Consider the following 19,316-nt stretch of genomic DNA (forward strand, 5'->3'; position numbering starts at 1 on the left):
CCGAAGCGCACCATCCACCGGCATCGCGCCGGATAAAAAATACGATTCTGGAGACAACATGATCAACCTATACCGTGGCATGGCCGCGGCGGTGGCCTTCACGCTGAGCGCCGCCTCCCTGGCAGCGGGCTATCCTGACCGGCCCATCCGCATGGTCGTGCCATTCCCGGCTGGCAGCATTACCGACGTGGTGGCGCGTGCCCTGGCCGAACCGATGTCGCACGATCTGGGGCAACCCTTTGTCATAGACAACAAACCCGGTGCCAACGGCATCATCGGCACACAGCAGGCGGCCCAGAGCAAGCCCGACGGCTACACGATTGTAATCGTCGGCGTCACGACGGCGGCCAGCAACGTCAGCCTGTTCAAGAAACTGCCGTATGACCCGGTCAAGGATCTCCAGCCGCTGGGCGGCGTTGCGGAAACACCGTACCTGCTGGTCGGCGCGCCGGCCGCGCCGGGCAAGAACGTGGGCGATGTCTTTCAATACGCGCGCCAGAACCCGGGCAAGCTGACCTATGGCTACGGTTCGGGTAGCGCGCAGGTATTCGGCGCCAAGCTTGCGCATATGGGCAAGTCCGAAATCGTCCAGGTGCCATACAAGGGCGGTCCGCAGGCCCTGACCGACGTGATGGGCGGCATTGTCACGCTGACGTTTACCGACTTCGCCAATGGCTTGCAGCAGGCGCGTGCCGGCAAGGTGAAGATCTACGGCGTCAGCACGCGGGATCGCTTCGCGCTGGCCGCCGACATCCCGACGCTGAATGAATCCGGCGCGCCGGGCTTTGACCTGACAGTCTGGTTCGGTCTGATGGCACCGAGTGGCCTACCCGACGATGTCGCGCGCAAGCTCTCGGCTTCACTGGACAAGGCGCTTGCCAATGAAGACCTGATCCGTCGCTTTGCCCAGCAGGGGCTGACCCCGAAACGGCAGCCGGCCGCGCAGTTCGGCTCGTTCGTCAAGTCCGAAATCGGCAAATGGGCCACGATCGTCAAGGAAGTCGGCATTACGCCGGAATAAGCGCCATCGCCCTTGCAGCGCCCCCTGGTCTCTTACCCCATCCCCCCGGAGCAAACCTGTGTCCCTGATCGAAATCCGCAAACGCCATCTGATCGTTGAAACGACCTATCACGAAGGCGGCCCGCCGGTTGCGCATCCGCTGAAGCTGGCCGCGGCTGCCGCCGTCATCCGCAACCCATATGCCGGCCGATATGAACCGGACCTGATGCCGTTCATGGCGGAACTGCGCACCCTTGGCTCGCTGCTGGCCACGGAGTTGGTGGAAACGCTGGGCGGCAAGGACAAGATCGAGGTCTACAGCAAGGCCGCTATCGTCGGTATCAACGGCGAAATGGAGCACGGTGCAGTCTGGCATGAAGCGGGCGGCTGGGCCATGCGCACCGTGCTGGGCGAACCGAAGGCGATGGTGCCGGCGGTCAAGGCCGTGGCCTCGGCGGGTTACCGCATGATGGTGCCGGTGCATTACGTCCACGCGTCGTACGTGCGCAGCCACTTCAACAGCATCGAGATCGGCATCCAGGATTCACCGCGTCCGGATGAAATCCTGTTTGCACTGGTGATGGGCACCGGCGGCCGTGTGCATTCACGGCTGGGCGGACTGCTCAAGGAGAACGTGGTCGGCGCCGACGGACAGCGCTAGCGCGCCGAGGCCGCAGGCCGGTCGCCTCTCCGGCTGCGGTCCCCGGCGGCCCTTTCCGGCGGCCGGTTCCGCTTCGCCGGTATAATTCGGGCCGCATCTATTACCCGAATTCCTGTTGTCTGAAGTGATGTCTCGATTCTGCGCGCCTGTGCCACCCGCAGCGCGCAATGAACGCGTGAGCAGCGGCGTCACACCTCCCCCCCACCAGCCCGCGCCAAAAGATGGCGAACGTTCGGCTCAGGATTCGCTTCACAAGGATCCTTGCAATGCTGAAGGCAATGCTGGCCACCGTGCTGGTGGCCTGTGGTCTCACCACCACGCCCGTACAAGCCCAATCCGCTCACAACCCGTGGCCAGCCAAGCCCATCCGGCTGGTGATTCCGTTCCCGCCGGGCGGCGGCACCGATATCCTGGCCCGCCTGGTGGCCAACCAGGTGTCGCAGGACACCAAATGGACTTTTGTCCCCGACAACAAGCCGGGGGCTGGCGGCACGCTGGGCATCGCGGAAATCGTCCGCGCCGCGCCGACCGGGTACGACCTGGTCATGGGACAGAAAGACAACCTCGTGGTCGCCCCCTGGCTGTACAAGTCGGTGTCCTATGTGCCAGGTCGCGACCTCATTGCGATCAGCCACGTCGCCTACACGCCCATCGCCATCGTCACGTCAGCCAATTCGCGCTTCAAGACGCTGGCCGACGTGGTAGCCGCCGCGAAGGCGCATCCGGAATCCATCAAGTATGGGTCGCCCGGCAATGGGACGACCATCCATCTGGCCGCCGAGATCTTTAGCCAGGCCGCCGGCATCAAGTTGCTGCACGTTCCATACAAGGGATCCAATGCTGCGATGATGGACGCCATGGCAGGCAACGTCGACCTGATGGTGGCATCAGTCCCTTCCGCGCTGGCCCAGGTCAAGGCCGGCAAGCTGCGCGCGCTGGCCGTGACGTCGGCCACCCGCAGCACGTCGCTGCCCAACGTGCCGACGGTTGCGGAAAGCGGCTACAAGAGCGTGGACGTCAGTACCTGGTACGGCATCTTCGCGCCGGCCAAGACGCCGGCGGATGTTGTCGAACGCATTGGGACCGAGGTCAACAAGGTTCTCGCCCGGCCTGACGTCATCCGTGCCATCCACGAGCAAGGAGCCGAGCCCAAGCTCCTGACTTCCCAGCAATTCACCGATCTCGTGACATCGGAATACAAGGCGTGGAAGCCCATCGTGGAACGGTCGGGCGCCAAGCTCGAGTAGAAGCGTCCTGCTGGATCCGGAGGGCGGCCCACCCGCCTCCTTCGTGGACGAGCGTCTCAATTACCAAGTTGCTCTCGCGGGGTGCGCAACAGGTTTGCGCGCGACCCGTCATTTGAATGACTGATCATTGGAACTCACGAAGCACGGTTCCTTATCGGCGTCTGCCCTTCTGGACGTCTTTGAATGAAGTACCTTCTCGATACCAACGCGGTGATCGCGATGCTCAAGGGGCGAACCCAACATGCTTGCCCGTCTGCGACCGCATTTGCCGGCGGATTTTGGGATGCCGTCCATCGTTGCTCACGAGCTGTACTACGGGGCTTACAAGAGCTAGCGCGCGGCGGCGAACTTTGCGGGCATTGAAGCATTGCAGCTCGAGGTGGTCCCATTTGATACGGAGGACGCCTAGCACGCAGGCGAGATTCGTGCACAATTGGCGTACCGCTGGTACGCCGATCGGCCCCTATGCCACATTGATTGCCGGACAGGCGAGGGCGCGCAACCTCATTCTTTGTGACACACAACGTCCGCGAGTTTTCCCGTGTAACGCAGCTGCTAGTCGAAGACTGGCATGCTGCCGGTCCACCTGCGTACAGTCTTTGACGTCCTAAACCCCGGCGATTCCTTCTGTAAGCGCCTGAAGTCACAGGCGGGCAATATTCCGGGCAGCGTTTGTGTCGGGTCGTGTACCGCTGCGCAATGGCTGCACGTCCACTGCTTACAGTAGCTTGCACCCTCATTCCAACCTTCACAAAAAACTGCTCTTTAGAATTTAATCCAGCCGGCGACACATGCAATGCGTCCTCGCACCGAAGCGCCGCAGGAGCTCCCCTGATAGCACTACTTTTCGGGTCATAGAATTGACCGATGCGAGCGAAAATCCATGGCGTGCAAAGAATGTCGGATGGTCATCCGTGAGTAGGAACGCTGTGTTGCAACGGCGGGCACGAGCGCGCATTAGCAATGCCCCAACAAGGAGTGTTGCGATGCCTTGCAGCCGAAGTTCAGGAAGAACGTAAACGGTGCGGATAACAATAGCGTCATCAAAGCATTCGCCAAAAGCCCAGGCGACAATTTTTCCTTGCAGCCGGGCCACATGGTCAAGTCGCGTTGAATTTTCCGCAAACGTATCGGCCTGTATTCCGTACTTCGTACACAATTCCGTAATTAGGCCCATATCTTCTGCTTGTGCAGCTCGAAATGCTATCTCTTTTAACATCTCAGTTTCGATTTACAGGACGATTGCCCGCGCGCGGAGAAAAGGAAACTAAAATCAATGCTTTCTTCGAGGCATGTATTTGAAGGGTGTTCGACTCGGCTAAGCATAATGTAGGGCACACTTACATCCCACCTGTATCATGGTTAACACATATATCACTCGGCTGTCGGAGATGCACAAATCTCTCAAACCACTTAAGCGAGAAGCAGGAATTTGTTCGAATTAAGAATAATTTGCATTCGCAATATTATTTGCATTCCAATTGTTCGTGAAAAATGCCCGCGGTTCCGAGGAAGGGGTCCCCTTGATTGCCGTGCGATTTAGCGACCCACTGCGAAAACGGTCGATCACTCGGTGATACTTGAAGTAGAGCTCTAGCATGTCCACTCCTTCGGTTATAACAGCCGGAGACAATCCCCCGACACGGAAAGAGTGGAATAAAAATGATTACGTGGCGAAGAACAGCCAGCCGACGGGCGAATCCTGCGATGTTGCCGAGTTACGCCACATATTGAAGTTCGCTACATAAGAATGGTGTTGCGCGCAATGTAAAACTGAGCCACCTCGCGCAAGGTAAATCTGAACCACTTTTCCGTACAGTCAGCCTTTTCCGCGCGAGGGCCGACGATGCTTTTGAAGGAACAGTGGATGCAGATCCATGTGCTCAAGGCCCTGGGGTTGTCACTGCGCGAGATCGCGCGGCGCCTGGGTGTTTCTCGCAACACCGTAACTCGCTACCTGGCTGCCGATGAGGTTCCACGCTACAAGCAGCGTGACCCACGTCCGACCAAGTTGGATCCGTTTCAAGACTATATTCGGGAGCGCATGCAAGCGGCGGCGCCTGAGTGGATCGCCGCGCCGGCCTTATTGCGCGAGCTGCGGGCACGCGGCTACCAGGGGCAGTTGCGCAGCCTGCAAGCCTTTATGCAGGCGCATAAGCCCCTGCAAGCATCCGATCCGGTCATGCGGTTCGAGACCGCTCGGGGCCAACAGATGCAATGCGACTTCGTCGTCTTTCGCCGTGGTTCCGATCCACTTTACGCGTTCACCGCGACTCTTGGATTCAGCCGCTGGCGTTGGGCCAGATTCACCACTAACGAGCGAGCAGACACGCTGGTGACCTGTCACCACGCGTTGTTCGAGACGTTGGGTGGCGTGCCCCGGGAGATCCTGTACGACAACGCCAAGACCATCGTCGATGTGCGCGATGCCTATGCCGAAGGGCATCATCGCTGGCACCCTGGTCTTTTGGATCTCGCCAAGTGCTATGGCTTCATTCCCAGACTCTGCCGTCCATACCGCGCGCAAACCAAGGGCAAGGTTGAGCGCTTCCATCGGTATCTGCGCGGCAACTTCTACGTACCGTTGACCAGTTGGCTAAAGCAGTCGGGCCTGGTGCTTGATGTTGATACGGCCAACGCCGAGGTTGGCAAGTGGTTGCGCGACGTGGCGAACCAACGTGTGCATCCGGTTACCGGCTACGCGCCGGCGGAACTATTCATCCAGCAAGAGCGCGCGCATCTTCGGAAGCTGCCAGCATTCGCCCAGCCCTCCCAGCCCGCGAGGATTGCACCGGCGGTTCCTTCGCTGGATGCCACCCTGCAGCATCCGCTGTCGGTCTATCAGCAGCTTCTGACGGAGGTGCGGGCGTGAACTTGCAACAAGAGCGCATTGACGCCCACTGCCAAGCACTCAAGCTCGAAGGCCTGATGCAGGCTTACCGCATGATGGCTGGCGATGCCGCGACTAAAGACTGGAGCTTCATGGATTACTTGGAGCACGTACTGGCACACGAAAGGGATACCCGACAGGTTCGTTCACGCCAGACGCTGGTCCGCATGGCTGGGTTTCCAACAGTCAAGACGCTGGATGAATACGACTACAGCTTCGCTGTCGGAGCACCTCGTAAGTTAATCGAAGAGCTGGCGACGTTGCGGTTCATCGAGCGTTCCCAGAACGCTGTGCTGCTTGGCCCGTCCGGTGTTGGCAAGACCCACCTGGCCATCGCAATCGGATACGCCGCCACGCAAGCCGGCATCAAGACCAAATTCGTCACTGCAGCCGATCTGATGCTGCAACTGGAGGCCGCCCGCCGCCAGGAGCGCTATGACGCGGTCCTTAGGCACAACGTCCTTGGCCCACGTCTGCTGATCGTCGACGAGATCGGCTACTTACCGCTGTCTGGGGATCAAGCCAGTCACTTCTTCCAGATCGTCGCCAAACGGTACGAACGGGGCTCCATGATCCTCACCAGCAATCTTCCCTTCACCCAATGGGACCAGACCTTCGGCGGCAATACTACGCTAACAGCGGCGATGCTGGACCGGATCCTTCACCACGCGCATGTACTTCGATTGGTTGAGCCCCAGCGGATCTCAAGGCTCGCGTAGATGCGCTGGAGTCGAAGATTCGTAACGTCAACGACGGTCGGTTCGGCCAAGAGCCTTAACGCTGCACGGGTTGGGGCACTTAGCGTTCTGGCCGGTCCACCGCCCGGTTGGCGTCCATCGCCAGCTCTTCATCCTGAGCTATGGCGACGGCGTCCCGGAGGTTTGCGCGTAGCATCTCAATACCGCCGACATACCCACCAAGGGCTTCTGTGGCTCGTGCCTCGATCTCCGCGGCCGAAGTCAGGCCTTCCGACACCAGCGCCCGAATATCTTCCCGGTCGTTGTCGGCTAGGCGAGCGATCTTGCTGACGGCCAGATCAGTCGGTGAGAGGACTCGCACACGGATTTGCTTGAGACCAAGGTCCACCGGAATTGAGTCTTCCTGGTAGTCCTCGTGCATCAAAGCGAACGTGGGGTTGTAGTTGGTGTCTAGGTAGATCGCTTGCGTGATACCGTTCTCTAGCTTCACGTCCACCAGCAAATCCTGCGGGAGCATTACGCGACCGGCGAACTCGGCGTCTACATCCGTAGTCACTCGGCTGGCTGTGTACAGATGAACAGCCATTCCGCCCGCCAAGTACACAGTCAGCGGCTTTTGCAACGAAAGGCGAGCTTCGAGTTGCGCCATCAAATCCCGAAGGCCCTCGGCGAGAGCGGTGTGGGTGTAGAAGCCGTCGGACATATCAAGCGTGGCGCAGACGCATGGTCAACATGTCCCGAAGACGCGGAACACTCAGCACCCAACCGTTCCGGACAATGTCGCCACTCGCTACCAGGTCCGTAGGATGCTGGCTGAAATAGGATTCGCTGACGGCCAAGAGCCTATCCGCCTCTGACGGCATCCGCGGTCGAAGGACCATCGAGGCGAGCCGGAAAACGTTGGCTTCACGTTGATCGGTCGCACGCGTGAGCTCACCCCTTGCCGCTGCAGCGCAGCGGCTCAGTAAGGTTTGCTCAACATCTCTAGACGACATCGCATTGCTCCGATCAGAGGCGGTCCGGATTCCGCCATCGAGATCACTTTACCGGTTTATATTGGCAATCTCAAACCCGGCGGTACACAGCCCGTAAAGCGCCTTATAAGTAACAACTCCAATGGGTTCTGAAAGGTCACTCCGCTAATCTCAAATGTCAGTCCGAGCGTGCTTTTTGTGCGGGGTGGGACGTGTTTTGTGGGCTGGCCGTAAGGCGGTGGTGCAGGCCGGCGGCGCCTGAGGGTGGAGCAGGGTGCGGCCGTCGGGTCCCACCATCGCTTGCTCTAGATCGAGCCAATTGATCAGCTGTTGGCGCTTGACATTCGGCGCGGCCTGCACCGCGCGCGGCGGGCCGCCCGACAGCGTGCGCGACGGCCCCGCCTGCACCTGCGCCTGCGTACTGCCCGCCGTATTGCTGCCAGTAACCGCCGACGCTTGGAAGGTACTGCGGCGAACGCGGCCGTACTGGATCCCCTGGTCGTACAACGCCCAGAGTTGCTCAACGCGCCAGTCGTCGAGCGGGTAGCCGAATCCCGGGCGCACGCAATAGCCGGCCAGGTTCAGCCACAGGCGTTCATGGTTGGCCGTGCGCCGTCTGCGTCGCGCGCGCTCGCCGAACGCGCCGAACAGTTCGCGCAGCACCGCTCCCGCGCACCCAGCAACTGCTCCAGTTGCGCACGCAGCCGCTTGACTTCCCTTCTCGAGCGTTTTGGCCCATTAAATGTGATTTAAGCGACTTGCTTTCGATTTCTCGGACGCGGCTCTGGCGCCTGATGCGCTGCGACTGCCTTCGCTGGGACGGTAGGTAGCCAGGCAGGGTTCTTTCACCTTGCGTGGCTGGGTCTGTGCTGTATAGCCTGAAGTGCGGCAAGGGCATTGGAAGCGCGACTGATACCGTCGGGTCGTACCCCGCGCGCGACGGCACCAGTCCCGGACGCGCTGACGCCTCGCCGTGATGATACTGCCGCCACGCGCCCCAGTATCAAAACGACCCGGCGGGAGGCATCACGGCCAGACGGTCCGTCTTGGTCAGTCGGTGTCATGTCGAAAGTTTTCATCAGGCACTGCCATGGTGAGCATTATGTTCAGCGTCGTCGCACAGAGGCAGGGCAGTAACGACATGAATCGGGTTCTCGCATTGACGATGGTGTGCGGCCTGATGAGTGGCTGTGTCTCGACGGGGGTGGACGTCAGGCCGGAGCAATTGGAGGACTTTCTACCGGGTTTTTCCACCCAGGAGGACGTGATCGGGCAGATTGGTGTGCCGACCTCCCAGGCGACGCTAAGCAATGGATCAACAATCCTGATCTATTCGTTTGCAACCTCCCAAACGCATCCCGAGAGCTTCATCCCAATCGTTGGCCCCTTGTTTGCGGGGGGCAAGATCCGATCTTCGACGGCGCTGTTCGAGTTCGATTCGAACGGTGTTCTCAGGAGCGTGCGCAGGGCAACTTCCAGCGGGGCATCGGGCTTGAGCGTATTGCCGCCTTGATGACGGGCAGCGCAAGAACGGCGCGGATCACCGCGCCGTTCCGTTACTGCGTTCCTGTACCGCGGCTACTCTCGCGACAACTGCAAAACGTTGGCACCGATCAGCGGATCGATCGCGCGCTCCAGCTGCTGCCCGTGCAAGGCGATGGTCACTTCGAGCGACCCCGTGCCGACCTCCATCGCCAGGATGTGGCCGCCGTAGGTGTCAAACTTGACATCGCCGGCCACGCCGTGAATATGGATCGACGGCTTGCCTTCCTTCCAGGCCACGCTGCCCACCACGCTGGCCATTTCCACGTCGCGATACATCTTGGGGTTGAACTGCTGCTTGCCGGCGTCCCAGAAACCGAAGGTCACGTTGGCGAAGCCGATGGCCGACAGGCTTGCGCTTGGAATCTTCTCGCACTCGGCAAAGGCGGCCAGGCGGTCCAGCACGTTGTCGCCCATGCGCAGCACCAGCAGGTAGCCGGTGGGCGTCTTGATATAGCGCCGCACGTTCGGGTAGTTCTTGTTTTCGGGTTCCACGCGCAGCATGCCGTTGCAGCCGGACGGCGCAGCGGACTGGGCCTGGGCGGGTTGCACGACGGCCAGGGCGGTGGTGGCGGCCATGGCCAGCATGGCGGATGCCAGCCATGAGCGGGCAGGGGTGGTGTGCATGTCTATCTCCTCGTTGTAATGGGTTGGGTCTTGTGAAGGGTGGGGGCTCAGTGCAGCCAGGCGGCCGGCACCAGGATCAATTGCGGGAACAGCACGAACAGGAACATCAGCGCGGTCAGGCTGAGCAGGAAGGGCCAGACCCCGCCGATCACACTGTCAAGGCTGCAGTGCGAGGTGCCGGCCACCACGTTCAAGACGGTGCCGACCGGCGGCGTCAGCAGGCCGATGGCGTTGTTGAGCACGAACATCACGCCGAAGTAGACCGGGTCGATGCCCGCCTTGGTGATGACCGGCATCAGGATCGGCGTCATGATCAGCACCGTAGGCATCAGATCCAGCGCCGTGCCCACCACGATCACCAGCAGCATGATGATGAACATCAGCAGGATCTTGTTGCCGATGAACGGCTCCAGCAACGCGGTTACCTGCGCGGGAATGTTGGCGATGGTGATCAGCCATGCCGACACCAGCGCGCAGGCCACCAGGAACAGTACCGTGCTCGATGTCTTGGCGGCCGTGACGATCAGGTCGGGCACCTTGCGCATCGACAGTTCGCCGTAGACCAGGCGGCCCACCACCATCGCATACACCACGGCCACCACGGCGGCCTCGGTCGGCGTGAACGCGCCGATCTTCATGCCGCCGATGATGACCACCGGCAGCACCAGCGCCCAGATGCCCTCGCGCAGCGCGCGCAGCAGCTTGCGTGCCGAGAACGGCTCCACGGGGGCCAGGTCTTCCTTGCGGGCGCAGACGTACCACGTGGCGGCCAGTGTCAGCGCCATCATCGCGCCTGGTGCGATGCCGGCCAGGAACAGCTTGGTGATCGAGATCTGCGCCACCACGCCGAAAACGACGATGGCAATGGATGGCGGAATCACGGGCGCGATGATGCCGCCGGCCGCGATCAGCCCCGCCGCGCGCGGCACGTTGTAGCCGGCGTTGCGCATCATCGGGATCAGCAGCGCAGCGACGGCGGCGGTATCGGCCACCGCCGACCCCGAGATGCTGGCCACGACCGTGGCCGCGATGATCGCCACGTAGCCCAGGCCACCACGCACATGGCCCACGGCGGCGTCGGCCACCCGGACGATGCGCCGCGACAGGCCGCCCGCGTTCATCAGCTCGCCGGCCAGCATGAAGAACGGCACCGCCATCAGCGGGTAGTTGTTGACGCCCTCGAGCATCGTCTGGGCCAGGATCTGCGTATCGAAGTTGCCCAGGTGCAGCATCAACGCCACGCCCGAGGCCAGCAGGGCAAAGGCAATGGGCATGCCGAGGCCCATGGCGCCCAGCAGGGAGCCGACAAATACAAAAATGGTCATGATTTCCTACTCCGTCCTGATAATGCTTGCCGTCATTCGCCGCTGGTGCCCGACTGCGGCACTAATTCACCCAGTGCCATGCGGCCACTGACCAGCCGCCAGAGCGACCACGCCAGCATGGCCGCCATGCCCGCGCCGCAGAGCAGCAGGCACGCGTAGACCAGGCCGAGCGGCACGCCGGTAACAGGCGCGCGGTCGTCCATGCCGATCTCCACGATCTGCCACGCGCCATGGGTCAGCAGCAGGCAGCAGCCCAGCGCGCCGGCATCGGCCAGCAGGCGGCATATGCGCTGGGCGCCGGGCCCGAGGCGTGCGACGACGGTGTTCATGCCCAGGTGTGCGCGGTCGTGCATGACCAGCAGCGCGCCCAGCAGCGTGAGCCACATGAACAGGAAGCGTGAAGCTTCCTCGGAAAACGCGATGCCGGTGTTGAACACATAGCGCAGCACCACGTTGCCGAAGACGAGCCCGATCATGGCGATCATCAGGACGACCATCGCACCATGGGCGATTCGAAGGGTGAGGCGGGTCATGCTTGTACTCCTGTTGAAGCTGCCGATGGCTGGCCGGCACCTGCATGCGGCGCCGTGCCATCGAGCGTGATGCAATAGAACGCCAGGGCGTTGTCGCGCCAGATGCCGCGTGCCTGGCCGGCGTCGAGGCCAGCCATGGCGTCGGTCATGGTGTCGACGATCTCGGCCGCACTGGCGCGCAGCCCCGATACGGGCAGGTTGCTGGCGAACATGCAGCGCCCGGCGCCGAAGGTATCGATGGCGTGCTGGATCACGTCCACGTTGCTGGCGCGCTGCCACGGCGCGCCGGGCAGGCCGAACTCCGATAGCTTCACGTGGACGTCGGGCAGGCTGGCCAGCGCGCGCATGCCGCGCAGCCATCGCGCCAGGCCGGTCTCCGAGCGGTCCCACGGCAGTCCGGCGTGTTCCACCGCCACCCGCAGGCCCGGCACGGTGGCGATCAGCTCGGCGGCTTCCTCCAGGTGCCAGAACGGCACGCGCAGGTCCCACGCCAGTCCATGCGCGGCCAGCGCTTCGAGTCCGGCCCGCCAGCGCGGATCCTGCAGCGTGCCAGGCTGGTGCCGCACGTCGTGCGTGGCATCGTTGGCGGTGCGCGGCTTGCAGCGCACGCCGCGCACCAGCGGATAGCGCAGTTGCGCCCACAGGTGGGCCGCGTGGTTGGCGTCTAGCAGGTCGACGTGGGCCACCACGGCGTTCGGAAAACCGTGCCGGGCATGGTGGTCGTGGAGCCAGGCCGTCTCCGCCAGGGACTCCTCGCGGTCGCGTTCGGCTTCCACATGGACCGTGCCGTCCACGCGGATGCCGGGCCATTGCGCCAGGTAGGTGTCCGCGCCGAAGTCACGCTGCAGGACCGGGTAGTCGCCGAGAAAGAAGGCCTGCGGGTCGTAGCGGTCCTGCAACCACGGATAGCGGCCGGCGCCAAGGTGCCACAGATGGTGATGGGCATCGACGATGGCGTCGGGGCGGTGGGTCATGGCGACGTGCCCTTGGGAGTCGGCGGCGTTCATCAGCGCTGCGTCTCGATGGCCCGCAGGATGGCACCGCCCGCGTCGCCGTTCTTCTGCACGAAGAGCTGGCGGGTTTCCTCGCGCACGATCTTGCGGATGCTGTCGTTGTCGGGGTGCTCGTTGACCTGCACGCCCTTGGCGCGCAACTGGGCGATGGCCGCGCGCTCGTTGTCCGCATTGAGCTTGCGCTGGTAGGTGGCGGCCGCGGCGGCTTCCTCCAGCAGCACCTTCTGGTACTCGGGCTTGAGCGATTCGAACTTGGCCTTGTTCATCAGCACCACCAGCGCGGTGTAGGCATGGCGCGTCAGCGACACGTACTTCTGCACCTCGTAGAGCTTGGCCGACACCATCAGCGTGGGCGGATTCTCCTGGCCGTCGACGGCCCCCGACTCCAGCGCGCCGAACACTTCGGCGAACGGCATCGGCTGCGGGCTGGCGCCCAGCAGCTGGAATGCCTTGATATGCGACGGATTCGGCGTGGTGCGGATCTTCAGGCCACGGACGTCCTCGGCGCGCTGGATAGGCCGCTTGTTGTTGCCCAGGCTGCGGAAGCCGATCTCCCAGAACGCAAGGCCCTTGATGCGATGCGCGCCAAGTTCGTCCAGCAGGGAACGGCCGACGGCACCGTCCAGTACCCGGTAGGCACCTGGGCCGTCCTCGAACTGGTAGGGCAGGTCCAGCACGTTGAGGCGGGGTGCCAGGCCGGTGACGAACGGGTTGCCGGTGGCACCGATGTCGATGGTGCCGCTGCGCACACCGGTCACCAGCGAGGTGTCGTTGCCCAGCTGGCTGTTGGCAAAGACCTGGATCTCGACGGCGCCGTTGGTACGCGCCTTGACCTTCTCGCTGAACGACAGCGCGGCAAGATGCTGGGAATCGGTCTCGGGCACCGTATGCGCAAAGCGCAGCTTGACGGTCTGGGCGCCCGCCGCGCTGGCGATGGACAAAAGCGCGGCCAGCACGATATGCGAGATAGCGTGTTTCATGGTGGTTGTCTCCTGGGTGATGAAAGGCGCCGCCACCTCCGTGAGATGTCTGGATGGCGGTCGCCGGCGGGGCCATGCGGCCCCTTTGCCAGCGTTGTCAGGGCGGCGGATGCAGCAGACCGCGCCGGGCAAGGTTGTGCATGAGGGCGCCGAGACCGACGGTCCACGGCGGTAGGGTGGTGCAGTCCTGCACCCAGTTCACGAGGCCGCCCAGTTGCGCCGCGCGGATGGCCACGCGGTCGTGCTGGTGATGCGTGAAGCCGGCGCCCGGCTCGTCGCGGTCCTCGATCGGTGCGAACAGCGTGCCGCAGAACAGCATCATGCCGTCGGGGTACTGGTGGTGCGCGCCCATGGCGTGGGTGACCAGTTCCTGCGGAGCACGGCTGATCTGGCGCATCGTGCTGTGGCCGTTCAGCACGAAGCCGTCCTCGCCTTCCACGGTCAGGGCGATGTCCGTGGCAGCGATCTCGTCGATGCCAAAGTGCGTGTCGCAGAGCCGTATCCACGGCCCCACGCTGCACGACGCGTTGTTGTCCTTGGCCTTGCCAAGCAGCAAGGCACTGCGCCCCTCGAAATCGCGCAGGTTGACGTCATTGCCCAGCGCTGCGCCGACGATCCTGCCGTCCGGCGATACGGCCAGCACGACCTCGGGCTCGGGGTTGTTCCAGGTGGAGCGTGGATGGATGCCCACCCCCACGCCGGTACCCACCGACGCCAGCGGCGCCGCCTTGGTGAAGATCTCGGCATCGGGCCCGAGGCCAACTTCCAGGTACTGCGACCACAGCCCCTGGGCCAGCAGAACCTGCTTGATGCGCGCCGCCTCGGGCGAGCCGGGGCGCACGTCGGACAAGCTGTCGCCAAGAATGCCGGCCAGCGACGCCCGTACGGCGGCCGCACCCGCCGCGTCGCCACGGGTACGTTCCTCGATCACGCGTTCGAGCATGCTCGCCGCAAACGTGACGCCGGCCGCCTTGACCACCTGCAGGTCGTTCGGCGCCAGCAGGTGCCGGTGCGCGGGGTGGGGCCCGTGCGCGCAGGTATCGTCGAGCCAGCCCTGCAGCGCGCCAAGCGATGGCCCATCGGCCGCCGCCACCCGCGCGGCGCAATCGGGCAGCGCTAGCAGGGCGGCCATGGTGGGGGCGACGGCGCTGATGTCGACCAGCTCGCCCCGGCGGACCGTGACCAGCGTCGGGCCGCCCAGGCGGCCGGGTACCCACGCACGGCCAACCAGTAGCGCGCGGTCGGCATCGACTGGCAGCGATTCTTCGACGGTGATGCGTCGGGGGATGGTGGTAGCAATGGTCATACGGTCATACCTTTACGTTTGCTTCCTTGACGATGCGCGCCCACTTGATGCATTCGGCGTTGATGAACTCGCCAAAGTGGGCCGCACTGCCACCACCGTCCTCGGCGCCGAAGCCGGCCAGCCGCTGGGCGACGTCGGGCATCGCCATTACGCGGTTCATGTCGGCGTTCATCCTGGCCACCAGCGCGGCGGGCATCCGGGCCGGAGCCACCAGCCCGTACCACGTGCCCGCGTCAAAGCCCGGGAAGCCGGATTCGGCCAGGGTCGGCACGTCGGGGAAACTGGTCGCGCGATGCAGGCGCGTCTGGGCGATGGCCACGGCCTTGCCGCCACGGATCTGCGGCGTGGCCGACGTCATGGTCTCGAAGCTGAAGTCGATCTGGCCGCCGACCAGATCGGTCAGCATTGGCGCCGAGCCGCGATAGGGCACGTGCAGCGCGTCCACGCCGGCACGCAGCTTGAACATTTCCAGCGCCAGGTGCTGCGCGGCGCCGGTGCCGGACGATCCGAACGTGATCTTGCCGGGCTGGCTGCGGCACAGCGCCACCACGTCCTGCACCGTGCGGGCCGGTCCGCCGGCGCGGCAGATCAGCAGGTTGGGCGTGACGCCGACCAGCATCAGCGGCGTGAAATCCTTCTCCACCGAGTAGCCGATCTTCGGATAGAGGCTCGGCGCAATCGCATGGTTGCTGATGTTGGTCATCAGCAGCGTGGCGCCGTCGGCGGGCTGGCGCGCGGTGTACTCGGCCGCCACCACGCCGGCCGCGCCGGGGCGGTTCTCGACGATCACGGAGGTGCGCCATGACGCGGACAGCTTCTCGGCCAGCACGCGCGCCATCACGTCGGTTCCGCCACCGGGCGGAAAGCCGACGATGATGCGGATCGGTCCCGACGGAAGCGTCTGGGCCTGGACCCACGGCGCGGCCAGCGAGGTGGCCAACAGCGCGGCGCCCGCGCCGATAAAGGTACGACGTTGCATGGCGGTCTCCTGTTATCTTTTTTGATGGGGTGAGGTGCAGCGACGCGGGCGTCAGAGCGATGCCGTCAGCATCTCCATGTAGTCGCTTTCGCTGGCAATGCGCGGATTGGTCTTGTGGCAGTGGTCGGCCAGCGCATAGGCAATCACGCGCGGGAACAGTGCCGGATCTACCCCCATCTGGGCCAGCCCGGTGGGCAGGCCGAGGCGCCGGTTCTTCTCGACGATGGCCGCGTCGACATCATCGGCACTGCCCAGGCCCATCGCCTGGGCCATCCGCGCCAGGCGGTCTTCGTCGCGTACCGAGGGGGCCTGTGCGTTGAAGCGGATCACGGCGGGCAGCAGCACGGCATTGAGCGTGCCGTGATGCAGCGTCGGCATCAGGCCGCCCAGTGCATGGCTCAGGCTGTGCACGCAGCCCAGTCCTTTCTGGAAGGCCAGTGCGCCCTGCATGGAGGCGCTCATCATCGCCAGCCGCGCGTCGTGGTTCTGTGGCTCGCGCTGCGCCAGCTCGATGTGCTGCCAGCCGCGCCGCAGGCCGTCGAGCGCAATGCCGTCCGCCGGCGGATTGAACGCCGGAGCCATGAAGGTCTCCATGCAATGCGCGATGGCATCCATGCCCGTGGCGGCGGTCAGGCCGGGCGGCAGGCCCAGCGTCAGCTCGGGGTCGCAGATCGCCACGCGCGGCACGATGTGCGGGGACAGCACGCCAACCTTGCGGCCGTCGTCGAGGATCAGCACGGCCCCCCGGCCCACTTCGCTGCCGGTGCCAGCCGTGGTGGGGATGGCGATGACCGGCGCCGTGGCGGCCGTGATGCGGGCCACGCCGCCTTCCACGGCCGCGAACTGCCGCAGCGGGCCTTCGTGCGTGGCGCAGACGGCCACGCCCTTGGCCAGGTCGATCGGCGAGCCACCGCCGATGGCGATGATGCCGTCGCAGCGGTAGTCGCGATACAGCGCCACGGCCTCGCGCATGGCCCGCTCGGTTGGGTTCGATGGCGTGCCGTCGTAGATCACGGCCTCCATGCCCGGGGCCAGCTGTTCCAGCACGCGCTGCGCGATCCCGGCAGCCTTCACGCCTGCATCGGTGACCACCAGGGGCCGTGTGATGCCGATGCGCTCGCATTCCTGCGGCAGCAGCTTGACTGCGCCAAAGTCGATCTGGATCTGGGTGATGTACTGAATCAGCGGCATGGCGTCTCCTGATGGTTGCCCGCGACCGTGCTGCGGTGCGGCAATCCGGGTTGTCGAATTGGGGCTGGAATGGTGACGAAGTCTAGGAACAAGGCCGGGTGCGGACAACGTGGATTTACTTGAAGCGCCTCCAAGAAAAACTCACAACGCCATGGGCCTAGTTTTTCTTGAAGGCCGGTCGAGTTTTTCTCGTTTTGCCGCGCGCGGCGGCGCCCCTAGACTGCAAGCCAGCACGCCGGCTACGGCCTGCCGCACACCCTCACACCAACGAGAAACCATGAGACAGCCGATCCTGATCGAACGCGATGGCCAGATCGCCACCGTCACGCTGAACAACCCCGAGAAGCTCAACGCGCTGGACCTGTCGATGTGGCAGGGCCTGACCGATGCCATGACCACGCTGTCGGCGGACGACACCGTGCGCTGCGTCGTCCTGCGCGGCGCCGGAGACAAGGCGTTCGCCGCCGGTGCCGATATCGAGGAATTCCGCACGCGGCGCTTTACCGCGGCGCAGGCGCGTGACTACGGCCAGATCACCCACGCCACCATGCGTGCCATCGCCGACTGCCGGCATCCCACGCTGGCGCTGATCCAGGGTGCATGCGTAGGCGGCGGCCTGGAGATCGCGTCGATGTGCGACATGCGCATCTGTGGCCAGTCAAGCCGCTTCGGCGTGCCGGTCAACCGGCTGGGGCTGGTCATGTCGTATGGCGAGCTGGGCGGCCTGATGGCGCTGGCCGGCCCGGCCGCGGCCTTGGAGATCGTGCTGGAAGGGCGCGTGTTCGGTGCCGCCGAGGCGCGCGAGATGCGCCTGGTCAACCGGGTGGTGGCCGACGCCGACGTACCCGAGGAAGCCTACGCCACGGCCCGGCGCATCGCCCAGGGCGCACCGCTGGTGGCGCGCTGGCACAAGCAGTTTGCGCGCCGGCTGCAGGAGTCGGCACCGCTGCGCGCCGACGAGGAGGACGAAGCCTACGCGTGCTTCGATACCGAGGATTTCCGCATCGGCTTCGACGCGTTCGTGTCGAAGTCGCGCCCGCAGTTCGTGGGGCGCTAGACGCCGCCCGCGACGCCGTTCCGTCTTACATCCATCCGCAAGGTGCATTTCATGAATTTGCCGCTATCGAACATCAAGGTCCTGGACGTCAGCCAGATCATGGCCGGTCCGTTTTGCTGCATGCTGCTGGGCGACATGGGCGCCGACGTCATCAAGGTAGAAACGCCGGGCGTGGGCGACCAGACCCGCAAGGCCATGGGCTTCCGGCTCAAGGGCGATGACAGCGGCGGCTTTCTGGCGCTGAACCGCAACAAGCGCAGCGTCGAGATCGACCTCAAGAATCCCGCCGGCCTGGAGGCGTTCTACGAACTGGTGCGCGGCGCCGACGTGCTGGTCGAGAACAACCGGCCGGGCGTGGCGGCACGGCTCAAGATCGACCATGCCACGCTGAGCGCGATCAATCCGCGCCTGGTCTACGCCAGCATCTCGGGCTTCGGACAGACCGGTCCATGGTCGGCCCGTCCCGGACTCGACCTGATCGCGCAGGCGATGTCGGGCGTGATGAGCGTGATGGGCCATCCCGACGCGCCGCCGGTGAAGTCTAGCGTGCCAATCGCCGATCTTGGGGCCGGCCTGTTCACGGCCTACGGCATCCTCAGCGCGCTGATGGGCCGCGCGCAGACCGGACAGGGGCAGTACGTGGATGCGTCGCTGTTCGAGACCGCACTGGGGCTTTCGGTCTGGGAGTCGGCCGAATACTGGGGCACCGGCGCCGTGCCGGTGCCGATCGGCAGCGCCAATCGCATGAGCGCGCCGTACCAGGCCGTGCGTGCCGCCGACCGCCATTTCGTGATCGGGGCCGCGAATCCCAAGCTGTGGAAGGCGCTGTGCGAGGTGATCGGGCGTCCAGAGCTGGTGGACGACCCGCGCTTTGTCGATAACGCGGCCCGGATCCGGCACCGTGACGTCCTGATCAGCGAAATCGAGGCGGAGTTCGCGCGCCGGCCAGCCGACGAGTGGGTGGATGCGCTGCTGGCGGCAGGCGTGCCGGCCGCGCCGATTGCCACCTACGACGAGGCGCTGGTGAGCGAGCAGGCCGTGGCGCGTAACATGGTGCTCGACATCGACCACCCGGTGGAAGGCGCAACCAAGGCACTGGGCTTTCCCGTGAAGCTCTGGGGCACGCCGCAGCAGGTGCGCTATCCGGCGCCACTGCTGGGGCAGCATACCGACGAGGTGCTAGCCGAATTCGGTGTCGACGCCGCCGCCGTGGCACGACTGCGCTCACAGGGCGCCTTCGGCGCGCAGGACGCGGTGCAGCCACCGGTACGCAAGACAGCTTGACCACTGAGC

At 64.2% G+C, this 19,316-nt stretch carries 18 protein-coding genes and 2 pseudogenes; 9 read left to right on the forward strand and 11 right to left on the reverse strand.

Annotation, left to right across the window (positions count from 1 at the left end):
* Positions 1-58: 58 nt before the first annotated feature.
* From ACO550_RS04025 to ACO550_RS04040, 4 genes and pseudogenes are all read left to right on the forward strand, one after another.
* Positions 59-1,021 carry a Bug family tripartite tricarboxylate transporter substrate binding protein gene (locus ACO550_RS04025; protein ID WP_485994221.1) on the forward strand — a complete coding sequence of 321 codons (963 nt, stop codon included), beginning with the start codon at positions 59-61 and terminating at the stop codon, positions 1,019-1,021.
* 58 nt (positions 1,022-1,079) lie between these two features.
* Positions 1,080-1,661 carry an amino acid synthesis family protein gene (locus ACO550_RS04030; protein WP_315594927.1) on the forward strand — a complete coding sequence of 194 codons (582 nt, stop codon included), beginning with the start codon at positions 1,080-1,082 and terminating at the stop codon, positions 1,659-1,661.
* 266 nt (positions 1,662-1,927) lie between these two features.
* A complete protein-coding gene (locus ACO550_RS04035) occupies positions 1,928-2,908 on the forward strand; it encodes a tripartite tricarboxylate transporter substrate-binding protein (RefSeq protein ID WP_315594928.1) in 981 nt (326 codons plus the stop codon).
* Between the two features lie 183 nt (positions 2,909-3,091).
* Positions 3,092-3,511 (forward strand): annotated as a pseudogene (locus ACO550_RS04040) (PIN domain-containing protein).
* A 169-nt stretch (positions 3,512-3,680) separates the two neighbouring features.
* On the opposite strand, the gene ACO550_RS04045 reads toward ACO550_RS04040, so the two are convergent.
* A complete protein-coding gene (locus ACO550_RS04045; RefSeq protein ID WP_315594929.1) occupies positions 3,681-4,127 on the reverse strand; it encodes a GNAT family N-acetyltransferase in 447 nt (148 codons plus the stop codon).
* Positions 4,128-4,754: 627 nt separating this feature from the next.
* Here ACO550_RS04045 and istA point away from each other — a divergent pair.
* Both istA and istB read left to right on the forward strand, forming a co-directional pair.
* Positions 4,755-5,780, forward strand: coding sequence for an IS21 family transposase (istA, locus tag ACO550_RS04050; protein WP_315594930.1), 1,026 nt, complete (start codon positions 4,755-4,757; stop codon positions 5,778-5,780).
* Positions 5,777-6,517 (forward strand): IS21-like element helper ATPase IstB, encoded by a 741-nt coding sequence (istB, locus tag ACO550_RS04055; protein ID WP_315594931.1) that lies wholly within the window; start codon positions 5,777-5,779, stop codon positions 6,515-6,517. The genes istA and istB overlap by 4 nt, the downstream gene beginning before the upstream one ends.
* A gap of 79 nt (positions 6,518-6,596) precedes the next feature.
* On the opposite strand, the gene ACO550_RS04060 is transcribed toward istB, so the two are convergent.
* Together ACO550_RS04060 and ACO550_RS04065 are read right to left on the reverse strand one after the other, a co-directional pair.
* A complete protein-coding gene (locus tag ACO550_RS04060; protein ID WP_315594932.1) occupies positions 6,597-7,199 on the reverse strand; it encodes a DUF6036 family nucleotidyltransferase in 603 nt (200 codons plus the stop codon).
* A 754-nt stretch (positions 7,200-7,953) separates the two neighbouring features.
* Positions 7,954-8,207, reverse strand: a pseudogene (locus ACO550_RS04065) (hypothetical protein); the annotation flags it as partial.
* A gap of 404 nt (positions 8,208-8,611) precedes the next feature.
* On the opposite strand from ACO550_RS04065, the gene ACO550_RS04070 reads away from it, so the two are divergent.
* Complete coding sequence (locus ACO550_RS04070) at positions 8,612-8,983, forward strand: hypothetical protein (RefSeq protein ID WP_315594957.1); 372 nt, start codon at positions 8,612-8,614, stop codon at positions 8,981-8,983.
* A 65-nt stretch (positions 8,984-9,048) separates the two neighbouring features.
* Here the strand turns inward: ACO550_RS04070 and ACO550_RS04075 are convergent, their stop codons facing one another.
* The 8 genes from ACO550_RS04075 to ACO550_RS04110 form a co-directional block, all read right to left on the reverse strand.
* The gene (locus ACO550_RS04075; RefSeq protein ID WP_315594933.1) at positions 9,049-9,639 is read right to left on the reverse strand and encodes a PPC domain-containing DNA-binding protein; all 591 of its coding nucleotides are present in this window, start codon (positions 9,637-9,639) and stop codon (positions 9,049-9,051) included.
* 47 nt (positions 9,640-9,686) lie between these two features.
* Positions 9,687-10,964, reverse strand: a complete 1,278-nt coding sequence (locus ACO550_RS04080) for a TRAP transporter large permease subunit (protein WP_315594934.1) — start codon at positions 10,962-10,964, stop codon at positions 9,687-9,689.
* Between the two features lie 32 nt (positions 10,965-10,996).
* Positions 10,997-11,497 carry a TRAP transporter small permease subunit gene (locus ACO550_RS04085; RefSeq protein WP_315594935.1) on the reverse strand — a complete coding sequence of 167 codons (501 nt, stop codon included), beginning with the start codon at positions 11,495-11,497 and terminating at the stop codon, positions 10,997-10,999.
* Positions 11,494-12,504, reverse strand: coding sequence for an amidohydrolase family protein (locus tag ACO550_RS04090; protein ID WP_315594936.1), 1,011 nt, complete (start codon positions 12,502-12,504; stop codon positions 11,494-11,496). Before ACO550_RS04090 ends, ACO550_RS04085 begins: the two co-directional genes overlap by 4 nt.
* Positions 12,504-13,490, reverse strand: a complete 987-nt coding sequence (locus ACO550_RS04095; protein ID WP_315594937.1) for a DctP family TRAP transporter solute-binding subunit — start codon at positions 13,488-13,490, stop codon at positions 12,504-12,506. The genes ACO550_RS04090 and ACO550_RS04095 overlap by 1 nt, the downstream gene beginning before the upstream one ends.
* Before the next feature lie 97 nt (positions 13,491-13,587).
* On the reverse strand, positions 13,588-14,796 hold the full coding sequence (locus ACO550_RS04100; RefSeq protein WP_315594938.1) for a fumarylacetoacetate hydrolase family protein: 1,209 nt from the start codon (positions 14,794-14,796) through the stop codon (positions 13,588-13,590).
* A gap of 4 nt (positions 14,797-14,800) precedes the next feature.
* Positions 14,801-15,775, reverse strand: a complete 975-nt coding sequence (locus ACO550_RS04105; RefSeq protein ID WP_315594939.1) for a tripartite tricarboxylate transporter substrate-binding protein — start codon at positions 15,773-15,775, stop codon at positions 14,801-14,803.
* A gap of 51 nt (positions 15,776-15,826) precedes the next feature.
* Complete coding sequence (locus ACO550_RS04110; RefSeq protein WP_485994227.1) at positions 15,827-16,966, reverse strand: iron-containing alcohol dehydrogenase; 1,140 nt, start codon at positions 16,964-16,966, stop codon at positions 15,827-15,829.
* 277 nt (positions 16,967-17,243) lie between these two features.
* Here ACO550_RS04110 and ACO550_RS04115 point away from each other — a divergent pair, with 277 nt between their 5' ends.
* Positions 17,244-18,023, forward strand: a complete 780-nt coding sequence (locus tag ACO550_RS04115) for an enoyl-CoA hydratase/isomerase family protein (protein WP_315594941.1) — start codon at positions 17,244-17,246, stop codon at positions 18,021-18,023.
* Positions 18,024-18,074: 51 nt separating this feature from the next.
* Positions 18,075-19,307 (forward strand): CoA transferase, encoded by a 1,233-nt coding sequence (locus ACO550_RS04120; RefSeq protein WP_315594942.1) that lies wholly within the window; start codon positions 18,075-18,077, stop codon positions 19,305-19,307.
* Positions 19,308-19,316: the final 9 nt, after the last annotated feature.

The sequence above is a fragment of the Cupriavidus sp. genome (assembly GCF_057315035.1).